At 63.4% G+C, this 12,726-nt stretch carries 8 protein-coding genes; 5 read left to right on the top strand and 3 right to left on the bottom strand.

The window, feature by feature from the left end; translation table 11 throughout:
- From QSV46_RS16080 to QSV46_RS16070, 3 genes are all read left to right on the top strand, one after another.
- On the top strand, positions 1–188 hold a 188-nt coding region (locus tag QSV46_RS16080), incomplete at its 5' end, for a UDP binding domain-containing protein (RefSeq protein ID WP_314952841.1).
- Between the two features lie 913 nt (positions 189–1,101).
- Positions 1,102–5,424: a hypothetical protein gene (locus QSV46_RS16075; protein ID WP_314952839.1), complete on the top strand. Its 4,323-nt coding sequence runs from the start codon at positions 1,102–1,104 to the stop codon at positions 5,422–5,424.
- 83 nt (positions 5,425–5,507) lie between these two features.
- Positions 5,508–6,398, top strand: coding sequence for an aldose 1-epimerase family protein (locus QSV46_RS16070; protein WP_314952837.1), 891 nt, complete (start codon positions 5,508–5,510; stop codon positions 6,396–6,398).
- A gap of 20 nt (positions 6,399–6,418) precedes the next feature.
- Here the strand turns inward: QSV46_RS16070 and QSV46_RS16065 are convergent, their stop codons facing one another.
- Both QSV46_RS16065 and QSV46_RS16060 read right to left on the bottom strand, forming a co-directional pair.
- Positions 6,419–7,267, bottom strand: a complete 849-nt coding sequence (locus tag QSV46_RS16065; RefSeq protein ID WP_314952835.1) for an MBL fold metallo-hydrolase — start codon at positions 7,265–7,267, stop codon at positions 6,419–6,421.
- A gap of 94 nt (positions 7,268–7,361) precedes the next feature.
- Positions 7,362–8,519 carry an acyltransferase gene (locus QSV46_RS16060; RefSeq protein ID WP_314952834.1) on the bottom strand — a complete coding sequence of 386 codons (1,158 nt, stop codon included), beginning with the start codon at positions 8,517–8,519 and terminating at the stop codon, positions 7,362–7,364.
- Between the two features lie 268 nt (positions 8,520–8,787).
- Between QSV46_RS16060 and QSV46_RS16055 the strand changes: the two genes are divergently transcribed.
- Complete coding sequence (locus tag QSV46_RS16055; protein WP_314952832.1) at positions 8,788–9,603, top strand: response regulator transcription factor; 816 nt, start codon at positions 8,788–8,790, stop codon at positions 9,601–9,603.
- A 3-nt stretch (positions 9,604–9,606) separates the two neighbouring features.
- Here the strand turns inward: QSV46_RS16055 and QSV46_RS16050 are convergent, their stop codons facing one another.
- Positions 9,607–10,746 carry an alpha/beta hydrolase family protein gene (locus QSV46_RS16050; protein WP_314952830.1) on the bottom strand — a complete coding sequence of 380 codons (1,140 nt, stop codon included), beginning with the start codon at positions 10,744–10,746 and terminating at the stop codon, positions 9,607–9,609.
- A gap of 145 nt (positions 10,747–10,891) precedes the next feature.
- Between QSV46_RS16050 and pgm the strand changes: the two genes are divergently transcribed.
- The gene (pgm, locus tag QSV46_RS16045) at positions 10,892–12,538 is read left to right on the top strand and encodes a phosphoglucomutase (alpha-D-glucose-1,6-bisphosphate-dependent) (protein ID WP_314952828.1); all 1,647 of its coding nucleotides are present in this window, start codon (positions 10,892–10,894) and stop codon (positions 12,536–12,538) included.
- Positions 12,539–12,726 lie beyond the last annotated feature (188 nt).

Raw genomic sequence — 12,726 nt, 5'->3', positions numbered from 1 at the left:
GCGCCGATGCGATCGTCATCGTCACCGAATGGGTCCAGTTCCGCGCGCTCGATCTCGACCGGCTGAAGACGATCATGACCCAGCCCATCATCGTCGACCTCCGCAACATCTACCGCCCCGAAGAGATGCAGGCTGCCGGTTTTGTGTATGAAAGCGTCGGACGGTCGAAGGAACAGAGCAGCGCCTAACCCGTCGCATAACTGCGGGAACATCACCTGTTCCGTCGTTTCCCGAGACGGCGGTATCGACGGTATCATTGGCGTCCGTCACCATCAAATGGAAGCACAACGACCATCGAAGCTTAGAGTGGCTTCCGTCGTGGCTACGGTCCGCCTTCCGAATGGGCCGAAGAACGATCCCGGGAGGTCTTTGTCGGCCAGCCTGGATGTTTGTTCGCACAGTCGCTTTATTCGGACGACGGGCATTTAGGGGAAGCAAGCGGCGGCACGGCTCTTTGCCGGAACCGATGGTCCGGCAGTTGCCGCGGTAGGCCAGAGGACGACCGCCGCGCCAACAGCGCCTCCGCCGGGAACGCAACCATCCGCTTCGGCCCCCGTGCACCTTGCCGCGCGATGTCCGTTCAGTGCTGCTCCGGAACCAGCCTAGTCCATCTGACGTCAACATTGTTCAATCCTAGATGTAGATAGATGTATCCTCGCGCGCAGCGCGAGTCCTCGCGAGCGTAGACATTTACAATCGCAGATTGTGCATGCCGCGCGAGGCGCACCGCGCCTCGCCATCGCCAGCGCAAAGACATCTCGGTGCCCCAGGATCATCACTCTGTGCGCAAAGTGACGTGCGATGAATGTCGCCAATGGCGGCGGGCAAGATCGATTCCCTACATCGCTGAAATCATCAGGCTGCTTGCGCAGAAGTGCGCTCGACGTGCCGTCGCTTCGGCGCGGCGAGCGTCGTCGATCGCGCGAGCGAATGTGAAACCGTGATGGTTTGTTCCGCCGTGGAACTTGATTGAAGGAGCATCACTGATGTGCGCGAGCCGCTGAAAATTTGGGCGAAAGCCTGACAATTTTAGCTTTCTTGAAGTCGGTTTTCTTAGGAGTGACTGCGAGTCTGCGCTCCATGGAAATGGGGGCACTCTAAATGTCGAACGCGACGGTTACCACTGCATCGAGCTTTCTGAATTCTCTCGGTATCAACAGCAATGCGGGCGCCTACACGGACGCATACACAAACTCCAGTCTGATCATCAACAGCCTGAACTATCTGGGCATCAGTCACGTCCGCGACTCCTACAACGCCATGGGGCATGCAAACGCCGTCATCGATGCGCTTGCCAATGCGGGTGTCTCTTTCGATTTTCGCGTGGCTTACACGCTGCCGGAGTCGGGCAGCAGCGGGCTGGCCAACTATGTCGCCGCTCTTGCCGAGTTCAAGGCGGAACATCCGGGCACCCTGCTGTCGATCGAAGGCATCAACGAAGCCAATCTCAACTCCTTTTCCTATAACGGGCTGACTTCGCTGGAAGGCGCGGCGGCATTTCAGCAGGCGCTCTATACGGCCGTGAAAGCCAACGGCGCTCTCAGCGACGTCACCGTCGTCAATTTCAGCATCGGCTACCAGACGGATGCGACGAACGCCGTGGTCGGCGACATGGGCGCCTATTCGGACGCGGCGAACGCCCACGTCTACGTGCAGACCGGCGCGCTCGCCGACGGCCAGATCGAAGACGACCTTCGTCTGGCGCAGAATATCTCGACGAACGATCCGGTTATCGTGACGGAGACCGGTTATACGACGTTGACGAGCGTCACCGGCATCGGCGCAAACGAGGACGCGCAGGCGAAGCTGGTGCTCTCCAACCTTCTGTTGGCGTATGAAAACGGATCCTCCGCCACCTATATCTACGAGCTGTTCGATTCGCCGTCCTCGGCGACGCGCGGCGACAAGGAAGCCCATTTCGGTCTCTTCAACGTCGACGGAACCCCGAAGGAAGCTGCTGTCGCCGTCCACAATCTGACGACCATCCTGGGCCATGGTGACAACGGCACCGCTCATACCGGCACGGATCTGAGCTACACGCTGTCCAACGCGCCCAGCAACACCCATACGATGCTGATGAACAAGTCAGGCAGCGTCAGCGACCTCGTCGTATGGGCCGACACGCGTGTATGGGACAGTGCGAGCCAGACCGAAATCACCACGCCGGTCACGTCCGTTACCATCCAGTTCGGACAGGTGGAAAACACCATCTACGTCTACGACCCGCTGCAGGGTACGGACCCGATTGCGGTGTATAACAACACGAGCTCGATCCAGGTCGGCCTCGGCGATCATCCGCTGGTCATCGAAGTTCGCGCGTCGTCGGCCGTGGGCGAAGCCCCGACGACGGTCGAGAGCGCACTCACGATGACATCGGCCGAGTTCGTCGCGCAGATGGACGCTCTGGTGAATGCCACCGGGCTGGACAAGGTGACTTTGAGCGACTCGCATGTTCTGGCCGTCTCGTCGACCCAGACCATGCAATACGCCATTGCCCATTATGGCAATCTGCTGTCGAAGATCGACGGCGGCTATTCCTTCTCCGTCACCTGGAGTGGCGTCGGCTGGACCAAGGAACAGGATTTCGACGCCACCGGTTCCCTGACCGAGACCACCGTTTGGGGGTACGACGGCAGCGGCACCCTCATCTCGAAAAGCATCACGCAGGCCGACGGGCAGCTCGACTATTATCACTATGGCATCACCGGCCGGGCCTACACGTCACAGCACACGGCCTACGATGCGAACGGCAACGTCACGCTGATCGAGCGCTTCCACGCCGATGGCAGCCATCAGTACAAGGCTGCATATAACAGCGACGGTTCCAAGGTTTACGACTACTACAGCAGCACCGGTGCGCTGACCACGGAAGTCAGCGTGACCTCGTCCAGCACGGTCACGACCACCTATGACGCTGCGACCGGATACAAGCTCCGGGTCCATACCGACAATGCGGACGGTAGCGCCGACAACAAGATCTATACCAACGGCGTGCTGATGAAGGACAACGTCCTTCACACGGACGGCTCGTCCGAAGTCTACGTCTACAACATCGCCGGCCAGTCCTACACGTCGACCCATCAGGTGACCGACGCCGGCGGCAAGGTGACGCTGATCGAGCGCTTCCACGCCGACGGCAGCTACCAATACAAGGCTGCATACAACAGCGACGGTTCCAAGGTCTACGATTACTACACGAGCACGGGTGTTCGGAGCTCCGAAGTGGTCATCACCTCGACCGGCACCACGACGACGACCTATGACACCGCGACGGGCAACAAGCTTGTCGTCTATACGGCCTACGTGGGCGGCGGCGCCGACAACAAGGTCTATACCAATGGCGTGCTGACGAAGGACAACGTCCTCCACAAGGACGGCTCGGCCGAGGTCTATGTCTACAACATCGCCGGCCAGTCCTACACGTCGACCCATCAGGTCACCGACGCCAGCGGCAAGGTGACGCTGATCGAGCGATTCCACGCCGACGGCAGCTACCAGTACAAGGTGACCTACAACGCGGACGGCTCGAAGGTCTACGACTACTATACGAGCGCGGGCGCTCACAGCAATCAGGTGGTCATCACCTCGACCGGCACCACGACGACGAACTATGACACGGCGACCGGCAACAAGCTCGTCGTCTATACGGCCTACGTGGACGGCAGCGCCGACAACAAGGTCTATACCAACGGCGTGCTGATGAAGGACAACGTCCGCAACAAGGACGGATCGTCCGAGGTCTACATCTACAACATCGCCGGGCAGTCCTACACGACGACCCATCAGGTGAGCGACCCCAGCGACAAGGTGACGCTGATCGAGCGTTTCCACGCCGATGGCAGCTACCAGTACAAGGTGGCCTACAACGCGGACGGCTCGAAGGTCTACGACTACTACACGAGCACGGGCGTTCGGAGCTCCGAGGTGGTCGTCACCTCCACCGCCACCGCGACGACGACCTATGACACGGCGACGGGCAACAAGCTCGTCGTCTATACGGCCTACGTGGGCGGCGGCGCCGACAACAAGGTCTATACCAACGGCGTGCTGATGAAGGACAATGTCCTCCACAAGGACGGTTCGGCCGAGGTCTACATCTACAACATCACCGGCCAGTCCTACACGACCACTCATCAGGTTGGGGACGCGAGCGGCAAAGTGACGCTGATCGAGCGTTTCCACGCCGACGGCAGCTACCAGTACAAGCTGGCCTACAATGCGGACGGCTCCAAGGTCTACGACTACTATACGAGCGCGGGGCTTCACAGCTCCCAGGTGACCGTCACGTCGGCCAGCACCACGACGACGACCTACGACGTCGCGACCGGCTACAAGATCACGGACTACATTGCGTATGTGGACGGCAGCGCGGAGAACAAGACCTACACGGGCGGTGTGCTGACGAAGGACAATGTCCTTCACAAGGACGGCTCGTCAGATGCCTATGTCTACCAGATCACCGGCCAGTCCTACACCTCGACGCATCAGGCCAGCGACGCCGGCGGCAATGTCACGCTTGTCGAACGCTTACATGCCGACGGCAGCTACGACTACAAGGCGGTGTACAACGCCGATGGCTCCAAGCTCTACGACTACTATACCGGCGCCGGCAAATTGAGTACGGAGGTCTCGGTCATCTCGACCGGCACCACGACGACGACCTATGACGCGGCGACGGGCCACAAGCTGACCGAATACACGGCCAATGTGGACGGCAGCTCGGAGAACAAGACCTACACGGGCGGCGTGCTGACAAAGGACAATGTCGTCCACATGGACGGCTCGACGGACGCCTATGCCTATCAAATCACCGGTCAGTCCTACACGTCGACCCACCAGGCCTACGATGCCAGCGGCAGCGTGACGCTCATCGAGCGGCTCCACGCCGACGGCAGCTACGATTATCTGGAGAAACACAATACGGACGGCAGCAAGGACATCTCCAACTATTCCAGCACCGGCGCGATCCTCAACCACGCGCTCGTCAAGGCCGACGGCTCCCGTGAGGTCGACTATTACAGCCAGGATGGGACCGGCGATGTCCGCACCGACACGATCAATGTCAGCGGTAACGTAACGATGCGCGAATATACGCACACCAGCGGGGCCCACGAGGTCTATGCCTATGCCGACAATCTGAAGCTTGCGGGCGGTGCGGGCAACGACACGTTCTACTTCCGCTCCACCAACGGTGGCACGGTGACCTATCAGGGCGGCAATGACACGATCTACAGCTTCAACACCGATACTTCCACCGGCACGGACAAGATCTCGGTCAGCTCCTCGCTTGCTGCAAGCTACAACGATCTTCACATGGCTCAGCAGGGTTCGGATGTGCTGATCACGCTGGACAGCCAGGATACGATCCTGATCAAGGGGTCCACGGTCGCCAACCTTCACAGCGATTACTTCATGTTTACGTGATGGGGCTTCAGAATGCGAGCGTCTGCCTCAAGAAAAGTGCTCTTGCAAGGCAGGCAGGCTCCGGCCCAGTCGAGCAGGCGGTGATGACCGACGACGTGCACACGATCCGTAGCGGCGGGCTCACCGCGACCATCAAGGCGCAAGGCGCCGAGATGTGTTCGCTGACGAGCGATGCCGGCGTCGAATTCGTCTGGCAGGCGGGGCCGGCCTGGCCGCGCCACGCGCCGCTGCTGTTTCCGATCGTCGGCCGTCTCGCCAACGACGAATTGCGCCACCGGGGCAAGACGTACCGGATGACGCAGCACGGCTTCGCGCGTGACAGCCGCTTTGCGTGGTCGGAACGCGGCGAGAGCCGTTGTGCCCTGGTGCTCGAAGACAGCGAGACGACGCGCGCGCTCTATCCCTTCGCGTTCCGCCTGACGGCGACCTATGCGCTCGATGAATCCGGTCTCGATCTCTCGCTCACGATCGCGAACACCGGCAACGAAACATTGCCGGCCTCGCTCGGCGGCCATCCCGCTTTCAACTGGCCGCTCCAACCGGGAGCAGCGAAGGACAGCTACGCGCTGACCTTCGCGAACGCAGAGTCGTCTCCTGTCCGCCGCCTCGATGGCGGCCTGCTGCGCCCGGCAACGGAGCCGAGCCCGGTCACAGGCTGCGTGCTGCCGTTGTCCGAATCCCTGTTCGTCGACGATGCCGTCATCTTCGACCGGATTGCGAGCAATTCGGTCCGCTATGCCGCGGGGCAGGGCGCGTCCGGCGGGCCGTGGCTGAAAATGTCCTGGCGCGGCTTTCGCGAGCTCGGTGTCTGGTCGAGGCCGACGGGCGCGCCGTTCCTCTGCATGGAGCCGTGGCATGGTTGTGCAAGTCCTGCCGGCTTCGACGGCGAATTCACCGGGAAGCCGGGCCTGATGCACATCGCGCCGGGAGCGGAAGAGCAGTTGTCATTTCGGATCGAGGTCGGATCGTCCTGAGGCCGGCCACCTGATGGTTCTCAGACCTCGATTCTCATGAGGTCCTCGCCGAGCACGACGGGACCGGCATAGTCCCGTCTGACATCCGCGAGCAGCGCGTTCAGCATGGAATCGTCGGTGCGCGGCCGGTGGTGGGTCAGGGCGAGCTTCTTGACGCCAGCCTCGGCGGCGACCTTGCCGACCGTATCGCCGCAGGCGATCGTGAACTTTGCAAGCCGGCGCAAGTGCTCGTTGTCGATTTCCGGCGTCGCGAGGAAGCAGCATTGGACCAGCAGGTCGGCTCCCTCGGCCAGCCGCTCGAGACCGGGGCAGGGGACCGTGTCGCCGGAAATCGCAATGACCTTGCCCTCCGCTTCGAAGCGATAGCCGAGACACATCCAGCGCGCGAGGAAGGCAGGCGGCATGTCGAGGCCGTCACCATGCGAGACGAGCTCGGCGCTGATCCTCCAGCGGCCGGTGTCGAGAACAGGGCCGGGAATGATGTCCGTCGCCACGACCGGCTTCCAGCCTCCGAAAGCCGGCTCGCCCCGATCGCGCCAGACGATGTCCTTGTCGTAGACTTGGGTGACCAGCGTGTTGACCAGCCGTTCGGTGTCCGGCGGTCCATAGACGCGCAAATCGTCCTTTCGCCCATGCATCCACGAATTCAGCATCACATCGTAGAGGTCGCCGATGTGGTCGAAGTGGTGATGGGTGAGAAAGACCGTGTTGATCGCGCCGAGCGGCACGCCGGCCTTGCTGAGCTGCACCATGACGCCGCGGCCGGCGTCGAACAGGATATTCTCCTCGCCGAGCCTGATCAGCGTGGTCGTCGCCATGCGGCGCGGGTCCGGGCGCGGGCTGCCGGTGCCGAGCAGTATGATCTCCATTGCCTACTCCAGCGTGCAGATCTTAGGCACCTACAGTAGATTCGAACGCGGAGGCGAGGCAAGCCGCGCCGGGTCCAGGGACGGAGCGGGGCGTTCAGTGCATGCCGGCCGCAGTGACGGCGGTGGTCGGCCGGATGCCTGACCAGCCCGATGTCGCGGACGTCAGCCGATGCGCGAGATCCTGGGCGTGCCGCTCGACCAGATGCCAAGTCGCACGCGCGACGAGATAGCTGAGCGCGGCGGTGACGACATAGGCGACCAGCAGCGAGACCAGCCCGTCGGCAAGCGGCCAGACCTGGCGCAGGCCAAGGATTACCGCGAAGTGCGACAGATACATGGAATAGGAATTGCGGCCGAGCGCCTCGATCGGCCGCCAGCGGATCGCAAGCCGGATGCAGCCGGCCACGCCCGCGCCGAGCACAAGGTTGATCATGAGATAGTTGAACTCATGCGAGCCGGTCGCGCGATCGGCGATGAAGGACAGCGCGATGAAGACGGCGAAGATCGCGGCGTCCGACCTGGCAAAGCCGTCGCGCAGCGAGAAGAACAGAGCGCATCCGACGAGGAAGACCGGCAGCTGGTTCAGGAAGCTGATGTGCAGCGCATTCCGGACGAAGGCCTCGTGGCCGGGCCCGTAATAGGCCGAGAACAGCGCGAGGGCCCACGGCTTGAACAGGCAGACATTGGCGAGATGCAGCACGATCGCGAGCGCGAGGTAGAGATGGCGGCGCGATCCGAAGGCGGTGATCACGACGGGAAAGACCAGATAGAACGTCATCTCCGCGGCGATCGACCAGTCGCCCGGCACGACGCTGTTGACGCTGTCGGGCCAGAAGCCGTGCAGGAACGTCGCCGTCAGGAGCACCTGGAGCGGGCCGATGCCGTCGGGCGCGTTGTAGCTCGGCCCCGTACCGTTGACGGCGAGATAGACCGGGATCGCGAGCCAGAACAGCGGCGCGATGCGCAAGACACGGCGGATGTAGAATTTGCGCGCCGGGTTCGCTTCGGTTCGCTGTGTCCACATCAGGCACATCGTCATGGCGCTGACGAAGTAGAACACGTTGACGCCGGTCCAGCCGCACATGAAGGCGTAGTCGACGGCGTGGATATTCGATGGAAAGGATTGTGAGACGTGGATCGCCATCACGCCGAGGATGGCAAGACCGCGCAGCAAGTCGAGCGTGCGCGAGCGGCCGAACGGCTTTGCACCCTGCTCGGATCGTCCGGCAGCCGGCCGGGCCTGCCCCTGCATTCGCGTCTGCTCCCTGATTTCGCACTCGCGGGGACCATAGCGGCATGGCCGGCTTTTCCGAAGCCGAACGCATTCTTTACGTTAACCAGCGGTTGAGTCCGGTGTGACCCCGCGGCGCTGGCGCTGGCGCGAGCCGTGGCGGAAGGATGATGCGCGCAATGAGAATTGTGGGCCAATTCATACTTAATAGGTCAAGATCGTGACCAGTATTGTTCGGGCAGCACAACACGCCTAGTATTCCAGCAGGCAATTCGGGGGCGAACCGGTCGTGAATGCTCGTTCACATGACCGCGCGTTGCGCGGCGACCTGAATTTTCAGGCTGGGCCGCCAACGCACAGGACATCCAACATCGTGGCTGATTCCGCACGTCAGGAAGTGCGTCCCGCCGGCCGCGAGCGGCTGGTCGTCGTCGAAGATGATCCGGTGACGCGGACCATGCTGGTCGGCTATTTCAGCGAGAACAATTTCGACGTGGTCGGCGCCGGCTCCTGCGCCGAATGCCGCCAGGCGCTGCGCTCGCGCACCGATCTCGTCTTCCTCGACGTCCAGTTGCCTGATGGCGACGGTTTCGAGCTCGCCAGGGAGATCCAGGCGACCGGCAACGCTGGCATCATCTTCGTGACCCGCCGCGACACCGACGTCGATCGCATCCTCGGCCTCGAGGTCGCCGGCGACCATTACGTGACCAAGCCGATCGATTTGCGCGACCTGCTCGCGCGCGCGCGCAGCGTGCTGCGGCGCCGTTCGCTCGACCGCAAGGCGGCGCGCAACCACAATTCGATCGCGTTCGGCGACTGGATCATCGACCTGACGCGGCGCGAGCTGCTCGGCAGCGACGGCAAGCCGGTCGCGTTGACCCGCGCCGAGTTCGACCTGCTCGCGGCGCTGGTCGGCGCCGACGGCAGGCCGCTCAGCCGCGACTATCTGATCGAGGTCGTCAGCAACCGCCAGGCCGAGGTCGACATCCGGACCGTCGATGCGCTGGTGGCGCGGCTGCGCCGCAAGCTCGTCGGCAGCGGCACGCCCGTGATCGCGACCGTCACCGGCGTCGGCTACAAGCTCGCACTCAGCGAGCGGCTCTAGCGCCTACCGCGCGCGGGCGCTGTGGTCCGTCAACGTTCTTTGCGCAGGTCCGGCCAGCCGGTCGTCGACCGCATAGAGCGTGCAGGTCGGTGACCATTTCATGCAGGCGCTGAGCGAATCGCGCTGGGCGTCGTCGGCCGTGGTGCGCCCCGAGCGCCAGCCGTATCCGCCGTTCGGCGACACCGCAAACGCCTTGTGCGGCATCGTGCTGGCGAGATAGCGCGAGAACTCGGCGCGCGCGGCCTCGTTGAGCTGGCCCGGCGGCGGTAGCGGATCGGGCGGGCTCAGAATGTCGTGGCCGAGCCCGCGCTCGCGCAGGAAGGCGTCGAGATAAGGCGTCCATTGCGGCCGGCCGACCACCGAATAGAGAAAATGGCCGTCATCGCCGTAAGCCGGCGCCGCGACGAATTTCGCGTGACCGCCATTGCCGCGAAACCCGTCATGGAGACGTCGGGCCAGGTCGGGACCGAAGAACGAATCGTTGGTCGCATAGACCCACAGCATCGGCACGCGCGATGTTTTGCCGAACGTGGCGAAGGCCTGCACCAGCCCATCCTCGTTGCAGACGTCGTCGTCATCGCGCGAGCCGCGGCCGCCGGCAAAGCTGATCGCGGCGATGAGACCGGAGGGCGCCTGCGCGGTCAGCGCGACGGTGGCAAGCCCGCCGGCTGAATGGCCGGCCGCGATCATGCCCGATGTAGTGACGTCGGCCCTGCGCCCCATCGCGTCGATCGCCGCGCGCAAATCCGCGACCGCGACCGCCGCCGCCGGCAGGTAAGCGGCATTCGCGCAAGCACCGACGCTGTCGACGCGCCCCCCGGCCGAGGTGCCGTAGCCGCGCCGCATCACGACCAGCGCGGCAAAGCCACGCCGGGCATATTCGAGCGCGATGGCGTAATATTTGTGCGCCGACATGGTCGCGCGGTCGTCGAACTTGCGCGGCGAGCCGTGGCTGAGCAGCGCGAGCGGATAACGGTTCGCCCCGGCCGGGCGGACCAGAAAGGCCTCCAGCCCCTGCGGCCCGGCCTCCGCCATCGGGATACGCAGGTCTTCGGTGTAGAACTCCGCGGCGATCGCATGGGGCACCATGCAGGCCGTCGCAAGCCAGACAATAACAACCAAGAGCCTGTGAAACAGCGTCATGCCCCGACTCGAAAAACCGCGATCCGAACGACCATAGCATGATCTCGGGAACAGCCAGCCCACAGCGCGTGTTGTGCCCTTGGCGGGGGGCCGGCCGATGCTATGGTATCCCGCAATCTCTGGACGACAGGACGAGGATATTTCAGTGGCTGATGTTCATCCCGCGGCGGGCAAGCAGGCCTCGCCGGACGCGCTCACCAACGTTCCGCGGCTGGTGACGGCCTATTTCGCCGGCAGGCCTGACGTCGACGACCCGGCGCAGCGGGTGGCGTTCGGCACCTCCGGCCATCGCGGCACCTCCTTCAAGAACAGCTTCAACGAGGGCCATATCCTCGCGACCACGCAGGCCATTTGCGACTACAGACAAGAAAAGGGACTGACCGGTCCGCTGTTCATCGGCATCGACACCCACGCGCTGGCCGAGCCGGCGCTGGTCAGCGCCGTCGAGGTGTTTGCGGCCAACGGCGTCGAGGTCATGATCGACAAGGACGGCGGCTACACGCCGACGCCGGTGATCTCGCACGCGATCCTGACCTACAACAAGGGCCGGACCTCGGGCCTTGCGGACGGCGTCGTCGTCACGCCCTCGCACAATCCTCCTGAAGACGGCGGCTACAAATACAATCCGCCGCATGGCGGGCCGGCCGACACCGATGTCACCGGCATCGTCGAGAAACGCGCCAACGCCTATCTCGCCGACGCCTTGAAGGACGTGAAGCGCATCGATTACGCCAAGGCGCGCAAGTCTTCGAACGTCCACGCCTACGACTTCATCACGCCCTATGTTGCCGATCTCGGCCGTGTCGTCGACCTCGACCTCGTCAGATCAGCCGGCGTCAATATCGGCATCGATCCGCTCGGCGGCGCCGCAGTACATTACTGGCATCCGATCATCGAGCGCTACGGACTGAAGGCGACCGTCGTGAACGAGGCGATCGACCCGACCTTCCGCTTCATGACGGTCGACTGGGACGGCAAGATCCGCATGGATTGCTCGTCTCCTTACGCGATGGCGAGCCTGATCGCGATGCGCGACCGCTTCGACGTCGCCTTCGCCAACGACACCGATGCCGACCGCCACGGCATCGTGACGCGCACCGGCGGGCTGATGAACCCGAACCATTATCTTGCGACCGCGATCGCCTATCTGTTCGCGCACCGCCCGGACTGGGGCAAGGATGCCGCGATCGGCAAGACCGTGGTGTCGAGCTCGATCATCGACCGCGTCGCCAAAAAGCTCGGCCGCAAGCTGGTGGAGACGCCGGTCGGCTTCAAATGGTTCGTCGACGGCCTGGTCAGCGGCGGATTCGGCTTCGGCGGCGAGGAGAGTGCAGGGGCCTCGTTCCTGCGCCGCGACGGCACGGTGTGGACCACCGACAAGGACGGCATCATCCTCGGCCTGCTCGCGGCCGAGATCATGGCCAAGACCGGCCGCGATCCGAGCCAGTTCTTTGGCGACCTCACCGCCGAGCTCGGCGTGCCGCATTATGCGCGCATCGATGTCGCGGCCACGGGGCCGCAGAAGACCATCCTGAAGTCGGTCACGCCGGAGCAGCTCGGCCTCGAGGTCCTCGCCGGCGATCCCGTCCGCGCCACGTTGAGCAAGGCGCCCGGCAACGGCCAGCCCTTCGGCGGCATCAAGGTCGAAACCGATTTCGGCTGGTTCGCCGCAAGGCCGTCGGGCACGGAGGACGTCTACAAGATCTACGCGGAGAGCTTTCGCAGCACCGATCACCTCAAGCGGATCCAGGACGAGGCGCAGGCGGGGCTGAAGAGGGTGTTCGGGGCGTAATTGCCGACGAAGCTGCCGCGCTCACTGCCCCTCAGGGGAAGGACTCGCCGCATCAACAGGTGTCATCACCCGCGAAAGCGGGTGATCCAATACTCCGCGGCGGAAGTTGCGTGAACCCAATGTCTGCCGCGGCGTGCCTGGATTCCCCCCTCCGCGGGGAAATGTCACCATCTCTGGATCTGTATACA

The organism is Bradyrhizobium cosmicum, from assembly GCF_032290525.1.
Taxonomy (GTDB): Bacteria; Pseudomonadota; Alphaproteobacteria; order Rhizobiales; family Xanthobacteraceae; genus Bradyrhizobium; species Bradyrhizobium cosmicum_A.
The sequence above is the reverse complement of the archived record's forward strand: the minus strand, read 5'-3'. Positions and strand labels throughout refer to the sequence as shown.